Here is a 17,957-nt window from a genome sequence, read left to right as displayed (position 1 = left end):
GGCATGACGATGGTGGCGTAAATGAGCGGCATTCGGTAGCAAAGACCACATGTCGCCGAACTTTCCTGGCGCGAGGACCGCAACCGCCTCGGCAACCGCGGATAGACGCTCGAGATGCTCGGGGTCCCGCGCAAGCTGAAGCGCTGGCTGGGCCTGGATGAGGAGCCCGCGTGGGTTTCCACGGATCAGGTCAACATCTTCGTCTGGCCGGGACCGGATCTCAGGCCCGGGGATTGGCTCTCGAGCCTTCCGTCCGCACGCGATACCTGCGTGATCGGCCAATTGCCAGCGAACTGGTTCGATGCGGTCCTCGCCCATGTGGCCGAGAGTTACGCGCAGAGGAAAGTGAAGACCGCCAAGCGGACGGCATAACTCAGCGTGCGATCTCCCAGAGGTCCTTGCGTCCGTCGAGGGTTCCTGCCTGCCGTACACGTCCGCGCTTCTCTAGGTTCGGGAGGGTAGCCGAGATACGGCTCGGCATGGTCTTGAGGAAGGGATCGTCCTCGGCAAGTCCCTTTTGCCTTGCAATGGCCGCCGAGCACGCCGCCGTGCTGATGGGTTCCTTGGCGTCACGGATCGTCTTGAGGACGATCGCGCTCGGGTTCTCCCCCGTGAACGCATTACCGCTGCTTGCGGGCAACCTCTTTCGTGAGATTGTGGTTGGCAGGATGCTCGGGTCGAACAGCTTCGCAACCTGATCGATGGCTGCCACATGGCTGCCGATTTGCTTGATCTCCTGTTCCAGGATCCGGCGCCGCTCGGACGGCTCCCCACGCTTCTTCAACAACCCCTCAACGGCCATCAGGCGGGTAGGAGGGACGAAGCCTCACTCCTCCGGCCGGCGGAACACGCCCTGCACCACCTGCCCTCGTCCGATGAGTTCGGGCGGCGGATTGGTCCAGTCCACCTCCTGCGGTTTGCGGTTGTGCCAGTAGACCATCCAGCGGCCTTCCGGATCCTGATAGACGCCGTAGATCAGGTGGCCGCGCCAATCGCGGCGGGCGAGCGTGGGGCGCGTGTCGCGGAGACCGCGCATCACCAGCCACGTTACGCCCCACGTCATGCCGATGAGGGTCAGCGGCACGCTGATGATCCAGAGAGCCTGGATGAATTCGGGTGAGGTTTGAAACCTCGCGAGCCAATCGGCCACGATACTGGAGGGCTGGTCCATCGCTGCAACTCCCCTTGGTGTGGAGCGACCACCAGCACCGCTGGTGGTCGGGGAGTTGAGAAGCCGTCTGCGGACGACCGCGATGACCTTTAGGCTTTCGCCCTGGACATGCGCCATCGCCTCCCCGGCCATAAGCTGGGAAGGCATCGTTCACGGCCGATACCGGCCGCCGCAGAAGGGGTTCTCACGCCCCGGAGCCGGATGCGTCCGGCTCCGGTGACGAGATAACACGGCGACAGGGTAACGCGTCAATGGGCGAGCCGGTCCGGCCGCCCCGTCGGCGAACCGGGAAAACGGCTCCTGAAACGGAAAAGCCCAGGCTCCGGGGCGAACGGACAGGATGCCGTCGCATCTCTGCCTCGCGCACTACGGGCCTGGGCTGATCAAGGTCCAGTCGGGCGCCGGCATCGTCAGGCTGGCGCAGGAACGGACCGGGCCGGAGTTCATCCGTCCTGGCACGGTCCCATCGACGCTGAGCGGTGACGCCCGCCGCTGTCGAAGTCCACAAGAATGTCCGCTGGGTCAGCGTGATATGGGGATGGAAATCCGATCCGCAAGAGGCGCCCATGCAAGAGGCGCCCATGCAAGAGGCCGCCGAGTGGCGTCGGCCAATCGCGCCCCTCTCGTCAGGCCACCGGCGGCGGGGGCTGATGCACGGCCTTTTCCGCCTCGACCAGCACGTCCAGGCCGCGCCAGGGCTTCGGCATGAAGGCGACGCAATCGGGCAACTCGTCCAGCCGGTCGCCCGCGACGCCGGAGGTGAGCACGATCCGGATCGTCGGCCAGAGCGTGCAGGCCGCCTTGGCGAGCTGAATCCCGTCCATCGGGCCGGCGAGGCGGATATCGGCGAAGATCATCGCCACCTCGCCTCCCCGGTCCTTCAGATAGGCCAGGGCCGCCTCGGCGCTCGCGACCTCCACGACATCGAGCTCGGTCTCCTCCAGCAGGGCCGCGGCCAGCTCCCGGACATCCGGATCGTCCTCGACGATGAGGGCGACATGCGGGTCGGGGACTCTATCCGCCATCCCGGCCTCCCCGGCTTTCCATGCGCAGGAGGATGGCCATCAGACGCGGCGGCACCGGCTCCTCGATCACGCTCCGGTAAACCTCCTCGAGGGTGCGGGCGATCGCGAAGGTGGCGACGTCCGGATGGAGTTCGTTGACATGGGGCAGGCGCAGGCCGCCTGAAACATCCTGGGGCATCCGTGTTCTCCTCGGCCAGTCGCGGCCCCTCGCATCGGCTCGGGGCGCGGTGTTGGCTAACCTATGTTAATAAGGGAACCGCTGGGTCGCGGGCTGGTTTCAGCGTAGCCACAAAAACCAGTGCGCGAAGGATACGGCGCCGCAACCAGGAGGTGTTCCGACGCTTCACGCGGCGTCATTCCACGCCTGTTGCCACCTTCAGGCCGCGCCTGATCGTCTTGAGGGCGATCAGGCGCGGCGCCGGTCAGCCAGTGCGAGATGGGGCTCCGCCTCGCCGCCTGAGGCCTGCCTCGGATTCCAGCGCATCGTGCGGGCCCGCCGGGCCGGTCAAACGATGCATTGGAATTGCGAGGGATACACTCAGATTGGGGTGGTGGCGAGGATCTGGTCATAGGCCCGCCGCACCGTTCCCTTGCCGTAGGCCCGCTCCAGCCGGCGCACGGTGAAATGCCCCCGGGCCAGGGTCTGGAAGTGGTCGATGAAGGCCGCGTTGACGGCCGCGCCGCCGATGGCGCCCAGCACGGGCACCGCCTGAACGGCGACCTTCTGCGAGACGACCACCCCGAACCGCGTTCCGATCTGGGCGAGCAGGCGGACGATGGCCGAGGTGCTCTCGTCGACGATGCCGCGCCCGGCGATCTGCTGCAGAGCATGCGTGACGGACTTCGCCATCGCGGCCCGGACGGCGAAATAGCCGGCCTCGTGCAGGTTGTCCGATCCGGTATGTCCGCCGAGCGCGAAGACCTGAATGCAGGCCAGCGCCGTCTCGGGATCCTCCAGATCCTCGCCTTCGCTCCCGGCGATCCGGGCGATGGAACGGAGCATGATCGTCGTCGAGATCGGAAGCTCCGCCAGGACGGCCGAAACGCCGAGCGCGCCGCCCATCGCGCCGGACAGGATCGCGAGCGCCTTGTGGACCCGGGTCTCGGGATCCCTGCCCTCCTTCGGGATCGTCTTGAGCGCGTAGCGCAGGGCGCGGGCGAGCGCCGCCTGCGTCGTCTTCGACATCACCTCGGATACGGGAGCGGGAAGCGCCTGCCCGAGCAGCTCGATCGGCCGCCCGGCCAGGGACGACAGCCGGGCCACGTAGCTCGGCCCCTCCAGCGCGAGGACGGCCTGCCGCAACGCCTCGCGGTCTTCTTCGGACAGTGCGATCTCGGGAGCGGCGCTGCGACCGGTGGAGGCCGCGAGCGGCGCATGAGGGTGAAGGTCCTGGCTCATGATCTCTATCTGGGAGGTCCGGACCGGATTGAACAGACCGGGCGGCCTGCCCATTCGGACGGATCAAGCCCCGAACCGGCATCGGGCCGGTTTTCCACGCTTTCCCGAGACCATGAACAACTCACGAATATCGATATGGCGGCCCGAAGCCCGAACCGGTCGCATCCTGGCTTCCCGGAGGAGATGACGATGGCTGAGCAGGAACAGGCGCCTAAGGGCTCGCGTCAGGCGGCCCTGTCGGCGGTGTCGATGGTGATGCTGGTGCCGGCGACCCGCGAGACGCAGGTGCAGAGCTTCCCGTTCTCGGACTTCTCGTCGTCGCTGAAGAACACGTCCCGGTGGTCGACGACCCCGTCCACGTCCAGAATATGCAGGGCGCACAGGCCGCATTCGCCACGGCGGCAGTCGGAAATCATGGCGATTCCGGCGGCCTCCAGGGCATCCAGCATGGTCTGGTTCTGCAAAACGGTGAGTTCCCTTCCGAGACGCGGGATCTTTACCGTGAAGGGCTGCGAGGCGAAGCGGCCGCTGTTGCCGAAGGTTTCGAACCGCAGCCGGTCCACCGGCCTGCCGCTCTTCCGCCAGGCGCGCTTGGCCGCCTCCAGCATGCCGATGGGGCCGCAGACATAAAGCTCGCCTTCCGGCGCGAGACGGGCGATCTGCGCATCGAGATCGACCCGTTCCCCCGCCTCGTCGAGAAAGACCTCGAGGCGATCCCCGATGCGCTCCCGGAGTTCGTCGGCGAAGGCGAGATCCTGCCGCCTGCGGCAGGCATAGAGCAGGCGGAAGCGGGCCCCGGCCTCCGCCAGGGCCAGCGCCATCGTGAAGACGGGCGTGATCCCGATGCCGCCCGCGAGCAGAAGATATTCGGGACGGCCCCGGCTGAGCGGGAAGTGATTGCCCGGCGTCGAGATCGTGAGATGGGCGCCTGGAGCCAGATTCCACATGTAGGCGGAGCCGCCGCGGCTGCCGCCCAGGAGCTTGACGGCGATGCGGTAGATCCCGTCCGCGCAGGAACCCACGATCGAATAGGAGCGGGTGTCGGGCCGCGCGCCGATCTGCACCGTCACGTTGATATGGCTGCCCGGCGCCGGTGCGACGAACGCCCCCGACGGCTCGATCTCGAAGAGACGGATGTCCGGAGAGACGTCTCGCGTTGCGCGCAGCTTCGCGCTGCGCCATTCGATTGGCTCGGCCATGGCGGACCCTATTCTGCGGCCTGGTTCGGCATGGGGGCCGGCTGGTGGAACGGCTGGGCGCGTTCGGCCGCGAGCATCCGGTCGATCAGCTTGCGGGCCCACAATGCGCCGGCATCGATATTGAGGTTGTAGAAGGGCAGCCTCGGGTTTCGGTCGATGGCGATCTGCTGCGCCTCGAGCACCACGTGGTCCTGGTCGTAGACGCCTTTCCCCCCGTTGACGTGGGCCTTGTTGATGTCGCGCGTGAGCTCATCGTCGTCGCTCCGGAAGGTTCTCACGAAGTTCCAGAAATAATGGCAGGTCTTGTCGGTCTCCGGCGTGATGGCTGCCAGGAACGCGCCGTTCACGCCCTGCGAGCGGTCGCCCTGCGGAGCGCCGGTTCCGGTCACCGCGACGCCCACATCGCCCACGATGGTGGACGGCGCCTGAAAATAGATGATCTGCCAGCGGTCCACGTGCTCGCCGGGCCGGTCGAGCTGCCTGGCCCAGAACGGCGGCGGCTCGATGCCGATCATCCAGCGGGTCACGGTCGCCGTTTGGTCCGTATGCGTGACGTCGAAGGGCGCGCTGGTGATCGCCTCGTCCCCGATGCTGCCCGCATGGACATAGGTCTCGTGGGTGAGATCCATGAGATTGTCGATGACGAGGCGGTAGTCGCATTTCAGGCTGTAGAAGGTTCCCCCTTCTCCGACCCAGTCCGTGCCGTCGTTCCAATGGAAATCGGGAATCTTCGCGGGGTCGGCGAGAGCCGGATCGCCGGGCCAGACCCATACCAGGCGATGCCGCTCGACGGCCGGGTAAGCGCGCACGCAGGCCGACGGGTTGATGGTCTTCTGCGCGGGCATGTAGGTGCAGCGCCCGGCGGCGTTGAAGACGAGCCCGTGATAGCCGCAGACCACTTCATCGCCCCTGAGATGCCCCATCGACAACGGGAGCAGCCGGTGCCAGCACGCATCCTCCAGGACGGCGACCTGACCGTCCGACCGGCGATAGAGCACCATGTCCTTGTTGCAGACGGTCCTGGCCGCGAGCTCATGCTTGACCTCATGGCTCCAGGCCGCGGCATACCATGCATTCAGCGGGAAGCTTTGAGCGTCGGTCATCGGTTATCTCCCTGGGAAGCGCGCATTCGGCGTGCGAGGTCACAAAAGCGCCACCTCCGGGGCGGCGCTTCCGTCCGTTGGTCGGTCAGTTGGACGTCCGTCAGTTGGACGTCCGTCAGTTGGACATCGATCAATTGGACTTGGCGGCCTTCACCGGGTCCTTGACGTTCGGGATGGTGGCGAACTCGACGTTGTAAAGCTCTCCGTTGACCCGCTCGACCTTGCGCACATAGACGTTCTGGACGATGTCGCGGGTCTGCGGATCGATCGCGACCGGGCCGCGCGGGCTCGTCCAGCTCAGGCCCTTCATGGCGCCGATCAGCGCTTCGCCGCCGGCCCCGCCGGTCTTCTTCAGGCCCTCGTAGATCAGGTGCATGCCGTCATAGCCGCCCACCGCCATGAAGTTCGGCCGCATGCCGTTGTTGGCCTTCCTGAAGGCCTCCACGAAAGCCTTGTTCTCCGGGCTGTCATGCGCCGTCGAATAATGGTGCGACGTCACCGCGCCCGCGGCCACGTCCCCGATGCTGTTGAGCAGATCGTCGTCGGTGACGCTGCCCTCCGCCAGGAACCGGATGCCGCTCCTGTCGAGGCCGCGCTCGACATATTGCTTCATGAACTGCGCGCCGACGCCGGAGGGCACGAAGGCCAGGAGCGCGTCGGGCTTGGCATCGGCGACCTTCTGCAGGAAGGGCGAGAAGTCGGGATTGGCCAGCGGCACGCGCAGGTTCTCCACCTGGCCGCCCGCTTTCGTGAAGGTCTCGGTGAACGCCTTTTCGACGTCGATGCCCGGACCGTAATCGGACACGATGGTGACGACCTTCTTGATGCCTTCCTTCGCGGCCCAATCCGCGAGAGGAACGGTCACCTGCGCGGCCGTGAAGCTGGTGCGAACCACATAGGGCGACTGCTCGGGAATGATCGATGTCGCGGCCGCCATCACCACTTCCGGCACCTTGCCCTGGGTCGCGAGCGGCGCGGCCGCGAGCGCCAGCGGGGTGAGGCCGAAACCGGCCATGACGGCGATCCTGTCGTTGACGATCAGCTCCTGCGCGAGGCGCTTGGTCACGTCGGCCACGCCCGTGTCGTCCTTGACGATGAGCTGGACCTTCTTGCCCGCGACCGTATCGCCGTTCTGCTGCATGTAGAGTTTCACGGCGGCCTCGATCTGCCGGCCGGTCGATGCGAAGGGCCCCGTCATCGGCAGGATCAGGCCGATCTTCACCACCTCCTGGGCCAAGGCCTGCGTGGGGGCCAGCGTGGGAGCGAGCGAGAGCGCCAGCGCGGCTGCGCCCGCCTTGAGAATGATCCGTCTCTTCATGTGTTTCCTCCTGGTGATTGTCGGACCCGGGCTCTCGATCGGCCCGGTTTCCTGTTCCCGATCCTTATCGTGGCGTGAAATCTCGCGTCATGGGATCGATCCGATGGGCCTGGAAGCGTGATGCCAGGGCCGTGATCTCGATGGACTCGACGAGCCCGGCGCGGGCGAACGGGTCGTTCTCCGCGAAAGCCTGGGCCGCCTCGCGCGAGGGCGCCTCCAGGATGCCGAAATTCCCGAGCGGGGTCTCGGCATCGTCCTGAGTCAACGCGCTCCCGGTCAGCACCCTGGCGAGCCCTCCCCCGCCCGTCGCCACGTGCTGGCGATGGGCCTCGCGGTGCTGTTCGCGCAGTTCGGTCATGCCGGGCTTGTGGCGGCAGATCATGAGCCAGTACATGACGTCACGCCGCTTCGGCCGAAGCGGCCGTCGCCCTGTTTTCCATGACGATCATTCCGGCTCCCGTCATGGAGGCGGGCACGAAATAATGCTTGTGGCGGACCACCACGTCCCGGTCCATCGCGCCGCGCATGACGAGCCACATCATGAGCTCCGCGCCCTCGCTGCCGAACATCTCGACATATTGCTCGCGCGACATGGCCGCGAGCCTGTCGGGGTCTGTGGCGATGTCGTTCAGGAAGGCCTGATCCGCCTGCGGATTGACGAACCCGGCCCGCGCGCCCTGGAGCTGGTGGGACAGGCCGCCGGTGCCGAGAACGACGAAGCGCTCGTCGCTCGGGTAGCTCTCGATCGCCGTGCGCAGCACGCGGCCCATCTCGTAGCAGCGGCTCGGGAGCGGAATGGGGTACTGGATCACGTTGACGAAGATCGGCACCACGCGCACGGGCCACTCGGCCGGCCGGCCCCAGAACAGCTCCATCGGCACCTGGATGCCGTGATCGACCTCGATCTCCTGGCAGATCATCGGATCGAAGCGGTTCTCGACCAGGGTGTCGATGAAGTGCCAGGAGAAATCGACCGCGCCCTTGAAGGGCGGGATGGCGCGGGGGCCCCATCCCTCGTCGACGGGACGGTACTCGTCCGCGCATCCGACCGCGAAGGTCGGCACCTTGTCGAGGAAGAAGGAATTGCCGTGATCGTTGAAGATCACGACCGCCACGTCGGGCCGCTGGTTCTTCACCCATTCCTGTCCCGGACCGTAGCCGTCGAAGAACGGCTTCCAGTCCGGCGTATCCCGCAGGCCCTTGTCGAGCGCCGCGCCAATCGAGGGAACGTGCGACGTCCCCAGGCCGCCGATGAGCTTTGCCATGGCTATTTCTTTCCCAAACGGTTGCGCAGGAAATCGTCGTGATCCATCCCGGCCTGATGAGCGCCGATCTCGGTGATGCGGACCGGGTCGACCGCGGAGATCTTCAGGATGAAGAAGAGGTTACCGCCGAGCCGCACCATCTCGCGCCAGTTGCGGGTCATGACGGCCTCCTTCTCCACGGGCGTCAGACCGAAGCGGTCGAGATAGGCGCTCTCGTCCTGCCGGAACGCCTCCCGGTTCTCGGGCCGGCTCAGGCCCATCGCCATCTTGTTGATCCGGTACCCGCCCAGAGACCGCTTGCGGTCGAACAGCGGAGTCTCCGGAATGCGATCGTCGTCGGCTTCGTCCGCCATGGCTTTCATCGTCCTTGCTGCAAGGCGTCTTGCGCGCCCGCCGTCCCGTTCTCGAATCCGAGCCAGCGCAGGAGGGCGTCCGATACCTGCCCGGGCTGCTCGGCCAGACTCATGTGACCGCTGTCCTCGATGACGACGAGTTCGGCATTCGGGATCACGGCGGCCATGTCCTCGTGCTGCGCCAGCGGGCTCCAGCGATCCTGGCGCCCCACCATGACCAGGGTCGGACAGGCGATCGCGGAGAGATGGGGCCGCGCATCCGGGCGGTTCAGAAGCGCCCGGATCTGACGCTGGTGCTGCTCGGGCGTGGCGCGCATGACCATGGCCTTCAAAGGCTCCATCAGGGCCCTGTCGCCGATGCGCGCCTCGTGGACCATCGGCGGCAGCCAGCGCTCGGCCAACGCCTCCATTCCCTCCGCGAAGGCCAGGTCGACGAGGACCTGCCGGTTCGCCTCCTCGCCTTCGCGCCGCGGATGGATGCCCGTGTCGATCAGGGCGAGCCGCGCGATCCGTTCAGGCGCGAGGCGCGCCATCTCCATGGCGACCCGCGCGCCCATGGAATGGCCGATGACGGCGACGGGGCCCTCGGTCAGCGCAAGCGCCGAGCGGGCCATGCTGTCGATGGAATCGTGCCGCGAGACGTCGGCCACGAAGACATCCGCGTGCGGCTCGAGCGCCCGGAGCTGCGCGCTCCACATCGAGGCGTCGCAGAGAAGGCCGGGCAGCAGAATGATCTTGGGTCTCTCGCTCATGATGACGTGCCGTGGTCGCCTTCCGTTGTCGGACCGCTACAGCATCGGGTGTGAAATCGAACCCGCATCCGATGCTGTCAGTCTCTGGTTTGGAGCATCTTTTCACGCAAAACCGGTGCCCACTTTTGCGCTCGATGCTCTAGTAATTGGGAACGAGTTTCGCGATCGCCGTCTGCGAGGCTTGCGCGCCCTCGGAGCCGACCGGATCGGCGAGCCGGGAGCCGGCGGACAGGCGCCACTCGGGCAGATTCATGCTTTGCTTTTGCGGGTTGGCGTGCTCCTTCAGGAGGAAATCGACGCGCCAGCCGTCTCCCTGCTCGATGGCGTCGACGATCGCGTGGTGCTGGCGATGGGCATAGAACAGCACCTCGAACATCCGGCCCAGTTCGGCCTTGTCGAAGGCGATGGCCGACGGGGACGTAAACGGCACAAGCTGGCACCGGGCGGCGAGATCCGACACGATGGCTTTCTCCGCCCCTTCGAGGATGAGCGCGTGAAAGGTCCCGTTCATCCGGCCGTACTGAAGCTCGTCGTCTTCCGTCAGGCGGCGCTTTTCGAAGATCGCGTCCCCTTCGTCGAGGCACGCCCGGAAGGCCCTGAGCAGAGCCCGCGTGGGGCCCCTCTCGGCAATCGCCCGCGCGGCGAATCCTTCGAGGGCGGCCCGGACCTCGATCGCATCGAGGATCTCCTGCGCCGTGAAGCCCCGGACGACATAGCCGCGCGCTCCTCCGGCGACCAGCAGCCCCTCCTGAGCCAGGGCCGGAAGAGCCTGCCGGACGGGCGTGCGCGAGATTCCGAGGCGCTCCGCGATCACGGCTTCGGGCACGCGCTCGCCGGGCTTCAATTCGCCCTGGAGGATCATCTCGCGGATCCTGAGCATCACGAGGGTTTGCTGCTTCATGGCTGGCGATCCCGTGTGGCGACCCTCGTCGCGGCAGCGGCCGAAACCGAGGATCTTCCCCCTCATTCCGAAAAGGATCCTAACATCGGGATTTGGGATCCCAAAGCGAACCGCGAGGCTACTTTAGTCGCAGATTTCCGAGCAATTCGGGACTTTCACACAGGGTCCTCATGGCATTCCTGGAGTTTGGGATCCCGATGCGAGCCTAATGGAATGAGAGCCTTTTCCGGCACGGTGGATCCGGTTCGCCGTCCAAAAATGCGACAGGGCAGAGCAAAGAATTGAGCCGAGTCCATGTCAGGGGAACAGCTCCAAGCACTCCTTCGGCAGGCTCGAGGAACCTGGAAAGCAAAATAAGGGAGGGCCGGCCGAAGACTTCGGGCGGCGCCGATATTCGTCATGCGGCAGCCCATACATGCGCCTTGATCGCCAGCGATGCTGACGCCGTCGGGCGACGCTGCGCAGACCGGTTCAAGGTCCGTCACGCCGATACGGAGAGCGAGCAATGCCTTGGTCGGATCCTGGTCCGGATGAAGGCGGAGGGCTGACGGCGCGATGGCGCTGGCTCTATCGGCAGATCTGGCGGCAGACGAAACAGGCTCAGTTCCTGCTCATCGGCCTCTCGCTTGCAATCGCTGTCTTGGCCGCCGCTCCCCTCTTCTTCCAGCAGAAGATCATCAACGGATTGGCGTACGGGACCTCACGGCAGCAGGTGCTTTGGCTTGGCGCCGCCTATGCGGCGGTATCGCTGCTCACGATCGCACTCAAGCTGTGGCTGCAATACCGGAGTGCCATCCTGGGCGAAACGCTCGTCCGTCGCATCCGCGGCCGCATCCTGACCGTCCATGACCGCAAGCGCCGGGCAGACGATCCGAGTCGCCCGGCCGATGGGACCGTCGTCAGCATGCTCACCGCGGAAGCCGAAAGCGTCGGCCTCTTCGTCGGCGAGGCGATCACGACGCCGCTCCTGGAAGTCGGGACCCTCGTCAGCATTCTCGGCTACATCACGGCCAGCGAGCCGCTCCTCGGCGTCTTCATCGTCGCGCTCGCCTTGCCGCAAGTCGCTATCGTTGCGACCGTCCAGGGGCCGGTCAACGCCCTCGTGAGAAAGCGCCTGGAACTTCTGCGAACGGCGGCGGACCGAACGGTCGATGGGAACGAGGCCTCGCCGGAGGCGGCGATCCAGGACGTCTTCGACAGCGTGTTCGCTACCCGTCGCCGGATCCACATCCTCAAGCTCTCCTCGAAGGCTGCGCTCAGGTCGCTGACCGCACTCGGCATCGTGGGCACGCTCGTGCTGGGAGGCTGGCTCGTGCTTCGGGGCGAGGCCGATGTCGGAATCGTCGTGGCCGCTCTGACGGGAATGACCCGCCTCGACCGTCCTTGGAACAATCTGATCAAGTTCTACCGTTCGCTGAGCACGGTCACGGTGCGCTATGCGCTGCTGGAGGACGCCATCCGGTGAGAAAAGCCCTCTAGCATCGGACGCGAAAAGTGGACTTGCACTTTGGGGATTGATGCTGACGCTTTCTTCTTGGGAGGAGCGCGCCTGCGAGAGATGCCGTTTCCGCAGGGACGCCGCCGCTGGGCAGAGCTGACGACTTGGCGAAGTGTGGACGCTCGCACAGGATAGCCGCAATTCGGCAAAGTGCTTCCTCAATGCGCGGATCAGTCTGCCTCACCCACTGAAGCGCGAGACGAGGTCCTTCGAAAATCGGATCGAAACCTCGGCGAACGGATTGAACCCAGAGGCCGCCCACCCGGGCGGCCTTTTCATGTGTCAGCCCATGGAGCTTTGTCCGTTCTCAGCCTCGATGCGGACGCTCGCCGTACTTCCGGAATGTGCCGGAAAGAGACCTTCCCGATCTGGCGCTGGTGCTGCACGAGGGATGAAAGTCCAAGGGCTGAGCCATGGGCCGCGCCCTTGGATTGGCTGCTTGCCGTCACGAGCAAGCCTGCCGAGATGCGCCTCACCGGGTCGCGAAGCGCCAGGTAAAGTTGCCCTTCACCGCATGCTCTTGTGCCCGTGAGCCCATCTGCCCAGCATAGGACACGCCCAACGTCATGTCCGGGCTGATCTGCCAATCGAGGCCGGCCTCGGCCACAAAGGCATTCCGGTCGATCGGAATGCCGGACACCTCAAAGGCCGACACTCCCTCCAAGAATGCCAGCAGCGCCGCTGGGTTCACGTCGCCAAAGGCATGCCGCCAACCCATCAGGCCGCGCACCGTCAGCGGCAAATCCGTGCCGAGCTGCGTCTCCGCGCGGATGCCGAGCGTAGTGGTGCCGAGCTCATAGCTGTGGCCGTAGCCAGCCAGCGCGGCGGGACCACCGCCCTCGCGGAAGTCATCCATGTGCACGCGCATCACGGAGGCGCCGACGAACGGCTCCAGCTTCACCCGGCCGAGATCGAGCGCATAGCCGACCTCGCCGAAGGCCATCAGGGTCGAGCCGTCGTAAGAGGCGCTCGCCCGGTCGCTGAAACCCGGGAAGCTGATCGTGCGGTTCACGTCCACGTCGTGATGGGCATAGAGCATACCGAGGCGGACATTGATCGCGTCCCACTGAGCAGCGCCATAGAGAGAGCCGAACACGCTCTCGTTCGCACCCGAGGACAGGCGGCCGTCGATATCGAAGGACGTGCTCATGAAGCCGCCCGCAACACCGATGCGATAGGTCTCATCGATCCGCGTCTCAGCCCCGAGAATGAAGCCGCCTGTGGAGGTGTCCAGCCCGGCCGCATTGCCGTTGGAGCGGACCTTGCCCCACGAGCCAAACCCCGTGCCCCAGAAGGTGAAGCCGTAGGGATCGAGCGCCGGAGATGACACCGCCGGCTGGAGCCGTTGATCCGGCCGATCGGCGGCATAGGCTGCCGTCACGTTGTCTTGCGGGAGGGGCGCCCAAGGCTGGCGCAGGCGGCTCAGGATGGTGTCGCGAACTATCCCGACATCGTCCATGGCGACAGTGACCGCAGAGGCATGCGCCTCACCCGACAGGGCATCGAAGGCTTGCCGAGCCCCTGCCACACTCTGGCCCAGCACCGTGTCGAAGACCCGGTTGCCCTCGCCCAGGGCTTCGACCGCATCGGCAGTGCGGAATTGATTGGCGGTGATCGCCGCCGTGTTGAAGGCGCTTGGCTCCCGGGCAGGGTCGGTGCTGCGCGCAAGCGTCAAGGTGACGTCTCTATTGCCGTAGTCCAGTGTCGGCGTCAAAAAGGCCAAATTGGAGGTGACGGCCGCAAACCGTCCCGAAACCCCTCCGCCAGCCGAGAGGATCGTGTATGTCGTCTGCGGCAGATAGATGCCCTGCTCGGCAAGCACCTGGACCGTCCCGCCCCCGAGCGTTGCCGCGCCGGATGCATCGATCCTGTCGGCCTGACCGGCGGCATTCACCTCAACCTCGTAGACCGAGCCCGACGTGAAGCGCACGTTTCCTGCGACGCTCAGCCGGCCGATCGAGTTGCCGGGAGCCGCAAAACCGCCGTTTTGAACGATGAGGCCGCCGATCGTGCCGTTGCCGCCCAAAGTCGCGCCGGTCTGAACAGTGACGATCGAGTCCGCCAGCGAGCCATTCACCGCAAGGCGTCCGGCCTGAACCGAGGTCGGCCCGGTCAATGGGCTGTTGCCAGTAAGGTTCAGGCTGCCGGAACCAGACTTGGTGAACGGACCGCTGCCCGTGAGCGGCGCGGACATGGTCTGGGTATTGCCGCTCGTATCGGCGGTAAAGCCGCCCGACCCGACGGTGATGGGGCGGTCGAGCGACCCCGTATAGGCGAACCGGAGGACACCGCCCCCGAACGTGACGGGGCCGCTCGGCAGCGCATCGGGAGCGCCGATGACCAGGGTTCCCCCACTCACCCGCGTACCACCGGTGTAGGTGTTGGTCCCGGAGAGCGTCAGAGCGCCGGCACCGGCCTTGGTGAGACTGCCATCGCCGGTGATGTTCTGGCTGATCGTGCTGTCGAAGCCGTTCGTGTCAAATGTGCCGCCGCCAGAGTTGAGGACAATCGCGCGAGTCGCGGCCAGGTTGAAGGCCGAACCGAACCGAAGCGTGCCGCCGTCGAAGTTCAACGGACCTGCGGTATGGCCGAGATTGGCATCGGCCGAAACCGCCAGGACGCCGCCACTCAGTGAAGTGCCGCCGGTATACGTGTTGGTGCCGGAGAGCGTCAGGATCCCCGCCCCCATCTTGGTTAGGCCGCCCGCCCCGCCGAGGGCCGACGCCACACCGATGCTGTAACCGTTGCTGTCGACGAAGGCGCCGCCATGGCCAATCACCACGTCCCCGGGTGCGAAGCCGGCAAGGTAATCGGCCTGGTCGGCCGTCGCCCGCAGGATGCCGCCATCGAGATCGAGCCGGGCACTGCCAACACCCTTCCGGATCCTGCCGGTCGTCAGCATGCCGCGGGCACCATCGGTGCCGCTGAGGGTCACGGTCCCCTGGGCGGATGCATACAGCGCCACCCATGTCGTCTCGGCATTCACGGTTCCGCCATCCGCGATCGTCAGGCTGCCGGTGCCGCCCGTATGGTCTGTTTCACCGGGATCGTAGGCACTGCCGACGACAAGATAGCTGGTGTTGGTCCATTGCGAGCCGGAGCCGCTGACCGTCACCGTGCCCGACGAGCCGATGATGCTACCAATCTCGCTTGTGCTACTCTCGACCTGCCCGCCATTCTCAATGTTCAGGATGCCGGTGCCAAAATAGCCAACGACGAGATGGGTATTGGTCCATTTCGAGCCTGGGTCGCTTACGGTCACGGTGCCCTTCGCGAGGCCCTCGACACCGATCTGGCCGTTAGCGTTGCTGACGGTCCCCTGGTTCAGGATGTTCAGAAACCCGATGCCGCCCGCAGTAGTCCAGCCGCCAACACCGATGTTGAGCGTTCCGGTGTTGGTCCATTCCGAATTGAGATCCCTCACGATTACCGTGCCGGTGACGTTGTTGTCAGAGCCGAGACGAGCTGTGGTGCCGGTGACCTTGCCTCCGGCCTCAATGATCAGGGTACCATCTTGCGTGTTGCCAACCATGAGAGGCTTGCCAATATCCCACGGAGGGGAATGCGTTCCTGGCACCGTGACAGGAGTTGGTCCCTGGATCACCTCGTTGGCTGCCTGGGCCGTAACGGATTGGGGCATTCCGATCAGAAGAACCAGCGTGGCCGTCGAGGCCGAGGCCAGCAAGGCAGTCAGACGGGAGGATGGCCCCTTAGGCCAAAATCTCAGTGTCGAGAGCTTTAGACCGGGCTCAACAAGGTAATGAAAAGACTGGCTCATGAGGCCTCCTATGGGTGTCGAGGCGCATGTGAGCGGCCTGGAGTGCGCGCGCACTATAAGAGATGATACCTAGAAGTCGACTACACTCCGGACATTAGGCTGATTTTCTTATAGAGCATGGCCATCGGCGAGCTGAACGACCGCACTGACACTGCGCTTGTCCGACGTTCGGGCCTAAGTCTGGCCCTCATCATCGATAACATCCCGGACGAGGAACGGCGGTGCTATGAGGTCAACATGCGTCGGCACGGGCCAGTGCTTCGCATCAGCATGCGGTTCTGATTCTCGGCTGCTCGCACGACAGGTCGACATCCGATCAGACAGCCTGTGCCGATCCCTTATCGGACTTGAGCCTGGGGCGGCGTGCACGAGCACTCAGGAAGGTCTGAAACGGGTCTTGGTCGTGTAGAATCGCTGACAGGTCAGTCGCTGAAGCAACTTTATGTCTTGCGACATCCAGCAAACCGGAAACTCCTCGGCGTACGCGGGCGAGATTGTACAAATAGTTCGTGGCGACCGGACCCGTTCGCGTATTTACACAAGCTGGGTCACGCAGGGAAATTGCCGATCTTCCATGAATGTCCGGTATGCCCGCCTTTCACGGACATTCGGTCTACTTCGCAGATGTGCCACTACCGGACCTTTCTCTTTCAAAGACCCATCTCAGGGATACCCGTCGCGATCTGGTGGGCTCTTCATGCGCTCGAACAGTCGGTCTTGGCCACACGCGGTTGATTGCGGGATGGCGCCAGCACAAGAAAGTCAGGCGGCTTGTCCCTGTACCTGGAGCGTGGTATTTAATCCCAATGTCTTCGATGCAGAACATTGCTGCGGCTAATGTTCCGTTCGCCGGCCGCCCGGCGGGCGAGCTCCCTATGTGCGTCTCCGGATAACAGCGGGACTCGGCCAGGCCGTCCTCTCCCGCCCGGAGACGATACGACAAGCGGCCCTCCAGACATCAAAGACCGTTTCAATCATGCTCGCATCTTCTCGAGATCGGCAGGCAGGTCCCGTGACCGGCTCCCGTCGTGGTGTCATCTTCACCCTGCTGATGCTCTGCGCGGTCCTGTCCCTGGCAGGAACCGACCTCATCCTGCCGGCCGTGCCGGCGCTGCCAGCGATCTTTGCGACCAACCAAGCAACCGCTCAGCTCGTTCTGGCCTCCTATGTCGCCGGCACGGCGGTGGGCCTCTTGCTCTTCGGGACTCTGGCCGATCGCGTGTCCCTGCGAACCTTGCTCGTGTCCTCGCTCGTTGTTTTTGCCATCTCATCGGTGACGTGCGCCCTCTCACCGGACATATGGACCTTGGTCGTGCTGCGCTTCGTTCAGGGAACCGCATCGGCGGCCGCACCCGTCTTCGGACCCACCATCATCAGACAGATCTTCAGCGAGAAGGCCGGGGTTCGTGCCATTGGCTTACTCGGCAGCGTCGAATCCCTCGTTCCTGCTCTCGCGCCCATCCTCGGCGTCATGCTCCTCGCCAGGTACGGTTGGCAAAGCTCGTTCGAGCTTGTTGGAGTGGTGGCGATGGTCGCGGCTGCGCTGATTTTCGTGCTGGGACTGCCGCAGCAGCCGAAAGCGGCTGGTGCACAGGGCAGCTATCGTGCGCTCCTTCTGGACCCGGTGTTCATGCGGTATGCGCTGTCCCAGGCCATGACACTGGCCGGTCTGGTCGTTTTCGTCTTTGGGGCTCCGGCCGTGATCGTCGGGACCATGGGGGGCACCCTCGATCACTTCATTGCCATGCAGGTATGCGGTGTCCTCGGCTTCATCGTTGCCGCCAATCTGACGTCGCGATTCGCCGAGCGGTGGGGCACCGAGCGTATCATCCTCGTCGGGACGGCCATGGCCCTGGCAAGCGCCGTCACGATCCTGGCCTATGCGCTTGCTGGCGGGAACGACAGCACACTGCTTCCCGCCTTGTTCCTGCCGATGAACGTGGGTCTGGGACTTCGCGGGCCACTCGGGTTCTACCGCGGGATCGTTGCGTCCGGCGCCAACAGCGCCCGCGGCTCGGCTCTGATCGTTTTCTTCATCCTGGCCATGACCAGTTTTGGCGCGATCATCGCCGCGCCTTTCGTTCACCAGGGTTTGTGGCCCCTTGGTATAGTGACCTTAGCGATCCATGCCTTGTCCGTCGGCTTGCTTCTGCTGCTGCCCAGAATGCCTGAGGCGAGCTGACAGCCTTATGGTG

General features: G+C 65.1%; 17 protein-coding genes. 3 read left to right on the top strand and 14 right to left on the bottom strand.

The window, feature by feature from the left end:
• Positions 1-114 precede the first annotated feature (114 nt).
• Positions 115-372 (top strand): hypothetical protein, encoded by a 258-nt coding sequence (locus tag RE429_RS09740; RefSeq protein ID WP_414474075.1) that lies wholly within the window; start codon positions 115-117, stop codon positions 370-372.
• Position 373: 1 nt separating this feature from the next.
• On the opposite strand, the gene RE429_RS09735 is transcribed toward RE429_RS09740, so the two are convergent.
• From RE429_RS09735 to RE429_RS09675, 13 genes are all read right to left on the bottom strand, one after another.
• Positions 374-784, bottom strand: coding sequence for a hypothetical protein (locus RE429_RS09735; RefSeq protein WP_414474074.1), 411 nt, complete (start codon positions 782-784; stop codon positions 374-376).
• Between the two features lie 42 nt (positions 785-826).
• On the bottom strand, positions 827-1,171 hold the full coding sequence (locus tag RE429_RS09730; protein ID WP_414474073.1) for a hypothetical protein: 345 nt from the start codon (positions 1,169-1,171) through the stop codon (positions 827-829).
• Positions 1,172-1,797: 626 nt separating this feature from the next.
• On the bottom strand, positions 1,798-2,196 hold the full coding sequence (locus RE429_RS09725; protein ID WP_414474072.1) for a response regulator: 399 nt from the start codon (positions 2,194-2,196) through the stop codon (positions 1,798-1,800).
• Positions 2,186-2,374, bottom strand: coding sequence for a hypothetical protein (locus RE429_RS09720; RefSeq protein WP_414474071.1), 189 nt, complete (start codon positions 2,372-2,374; stop codon positions 2,186-2,188). The genes RE429_RS09725 and RE429_RS09720 overlap by 11 nt, the downstream gene beginning before the upstream one ends.
• Before the next feature lie 360 nt (positions 2,375-2,734).
• Positions 2,735-3,595, bottom strand: a complete 861-nt coding sequence (locus RE429_RS09715; RefSeq protein WP_414474070.1) for an EcsC family protein — start codon at positions 3,593-3,595, stop codon at positions 2,735-2,737.
• Positions 3,596-3,819: 224 nt separating this feature from the next.
• Positions 3,820-4,794, bottom strand: coding sequence for a PDR/VanB family oxidoreductase (locus RE429_RS09710; RefSeq protein ID WP_414474069.1), 975 nt, complete (start codon positions 4,792-4,794; stop codon positions 3,820-3,822).
• Positions 4,795-4,802: 8 nt separating this feature from the next.
• Complete coding sequence (locus RE429_RS09705; protein WP_414474068.1) at positions 4,803-5,897, bottom strand: Rieske 2Fe-2S domain-containing protein; 1,095 nt, start codon at positions 5,895-5,897, stop codon at positions 4,803-4,805.
• A 130-nt stretch (positions 5,898-6,027) separates the two neighbouring features.
• Entirely contained in the window at positions 6,028-7,215 is a 1,188-nt protein-coding gene (locus tag RE429_RS09700) for an ABC transporter substrate-binding protein (RefSeq protein ID WP_414474067.1), read from the bottom strand.
• A 64-nt stretch (positions 7,216-7,279) separates the two neighbouring features.
• Positions 7,280-7,609, bottom strand: coding sequence for a YciI family protein (locus tag RE429_RS09695; protein ID WP_414474066.1), 330 nt, complete (start codon positions 7,607-7,609; stop codon positions 7,280-7,282).
• A 4-nt stretch (positions 7,610-7,613) separates the two neighbouring features.
• Positions 7,614-8,480, bottom strand: a complete 867-nt coding sequence (locus RE429_RS09690; protein ID WP_414474065.1) for a class III extradiol dioxygenase family protein — start codon at positions 8,478-8,480, stop codon at positions 7,614-7,616.
• A 2-nt stretch (positions 8,481-8,482) separates the two neighbouring features.
• Entirely contained in the window at positions 8,483-8,833 is a 351-nt protein-coding gene (locus RE429_RS09685; RefSeq protein ID WP_414474064.1) for an extradiol ring-cleavage dioxygenase, read from the bottom strand.
• A 5-nt stretch (positions 8,834-8,838) separates the two neighbouring features.
• Positions 8,839-9,585, bottom strand: coding sequence for an alpha/beta fold hydrolase (locus RE429_RS09680; protein WP_414474063.1), 747 nt, complete (start codon positions 9,583-9,585; stop codon positions 8,839-8,841).
• A gap of 139 nt (positions 9,586-9,724) precedes the next feature.
• On the bottom strand, positions 9,725-10,486 hold the full coding sequence (locus RE429_RS09675) for a GntR family transcriptional regulator (protein ID WP_414474062.1): 762 nt from the start codon (positions 10,484-10,486) through the stop codon (positions 9,725-9,727).
• A 505-nt stretch (positions 10,487-10,991) separates the two neighbouring features.
• Between RE429_RS09675 and RE429_RS09670 the strand changes: the two genes are divergently transcribed.
• A complete protein-coding gene (locus RE429_RS09670) occupies positions 10,992-11,951 on the top strand; it encodes a hypothetical protein (RefSeq protein WP_414474061.1) in 960 nt (319 codons plus the stop codon).
• Between the two features lie 505 nt (positions 11,952-12,456).
• Here RE429_RS09670 and RE429_RS09665 read toward each other — a convergent pair.
• Positions 12,457-15,762: an autotransporter domain-containing protein gene (locus RE429_RS09665; protein ID WP_414474060.1), complete on the bottom strand. Its 3,306-nt coding sequence runs from the start codon at positions 15,760-15,762 to the stop codon at positions 12,457-12,459.
• A gap of 1,012 nt (positions 15,763-16,774) precedes the next feature.
• Here RE429_RS09665 and RE429_RS09660 point away from each other — a divergent pair.
• Complete coding sequence (locus RE429_RS09660) at positions 16,775-17,944, top strand: MFS transporter (RefSeq protein ID WP_414474059.1); 1,170 nt, start codon at positions 16,775-16,777, stop codon at positions 17,942-17,944.
• Positions 17,945-17,957 lie beyond the last annotated feature (13 nt).

It is taken from the genome of Microvirga sp. M2 (assembly GCF_047497095.1).
Classification (GTDB): Bacteria; Pseudomonadota; Alphaproteobacteria; order Rhizobiales; family Beijerinckiaceae; genus Microvirga.
This window is presented reverse-complemented; position numbering and strand designations above follow the sequence as displayed.

Excerpts from the sequence above, each read along its gene's own strand:
- RE429_RS09740 (WP_414474075.1), top strand. The coding sequence starts at position 115 with ATGCTCGGGGTCCCGCGCAAGCTGAAGCGCTGGCTGGGCCTGGATGAG.
- RE429_RS09730 (WP_414474073.1), bottom strand. The coding sequence starts at position 1,171 with ATGGACCAGCCCTCCAGTATCGTGGCCGATTGGCTCGCGAGGTTTCAA.
- RE429_RS09725 (WP_414474072.1), bottom strand. The coding sequence starts at position 2,196 with ATGGCGGATAGAGTCCCCGACCCGCATGTCGCCCTCATCGTCGAGGAC.
- RE429_RS09720 (WP_414474071.1), bottom strand. The coding sequence starts at position 2,374 with ATGCCCCAGGATGTTTCAGGCGGCCTGCGCCTGCCCCATGTCAACGAA.
- RE429_RS09715 (WP_414474070.1), bottom strand. The coding sequence starts at position 3,595 with ATGAGCCAGGACCTTCACCCTCATGCGCCGCTCGCGGCCTCCACCGGT.
- RE429_RS09710 (WP_414474069.1), bottom strand. The coding sequence starts at position 4,794 with ATGGCCGAGCCAATCGAATGGCGCAGCGCGAAGCTGCGCGCAACGCGA.
- RE429_RS09705 (WP_414474068.1), bottom strand. The coding sequence starts at position 5,897 with ATGACCGACGCTCAAAGCTTCCCGCTGAATGCATGGTATGCCGCGGCC.
- RE429_RS09700 (WP_414474067.1), bottom strand. The coding sequence starts at position 7,215 with ATGAAGAGACGGATCATTCTCAAGGCGGGCGCAGCCGCGCTGGCGCTC.
- RE429_RS09695 (WP_414474066.1), bottom strand. The coding sequence starts at position 7,609 with ATGTACTGGCTCATGATCTGCCGCCACAAGCCCGGCATGACCGAACTG.
- RE429_RS09690 (WP_414474065.1), bottom strand. The coding sequence starts at position 8,480 with ATGGCAAAGCTCATCGGCGGCCTGGGGACGTCGCACGTTCCCTCGATT.
- RE429_RS09685 (WP_414474064.1), bottom strand. The coding sequence starts at position 8,833 with ATGGCGGACGAAGCCGACGACGATCGCATTCCGGAGACTCCGCTGTTC.
- RE429_RS09680 (WP_414474063.1), bottom strand. The coding sequence starts at position 9,585 with ATGAGCGAGAGACCCAAGATCATTCTGCTGCCCGGCCTTCTCTGCGAC.
- RE429_RS09675 (WP_414474062.1), bottom strand. The coding sequence starts at position 10,486 with ATGAAGCAGCAAACCCTCGTGATGCTCAGGATCCGCGAGATGATCCTC.
- RE429_RS09670 (WP_414474061.1), top strand. The coding sequence starts at position 10,992 with ATGCCTTGGTCGGATCCTGGTCCGGATGAAGGCGGAGGGCTGACGGCG.
- RE429_RS09665 (WP_414474060.1), bottom strand. The coding sequence starts at position 15,762 with ATGAGCCAGTCTTTTCATTACCTTGTTGAGCCCGGTCTAAAGCTCTCG.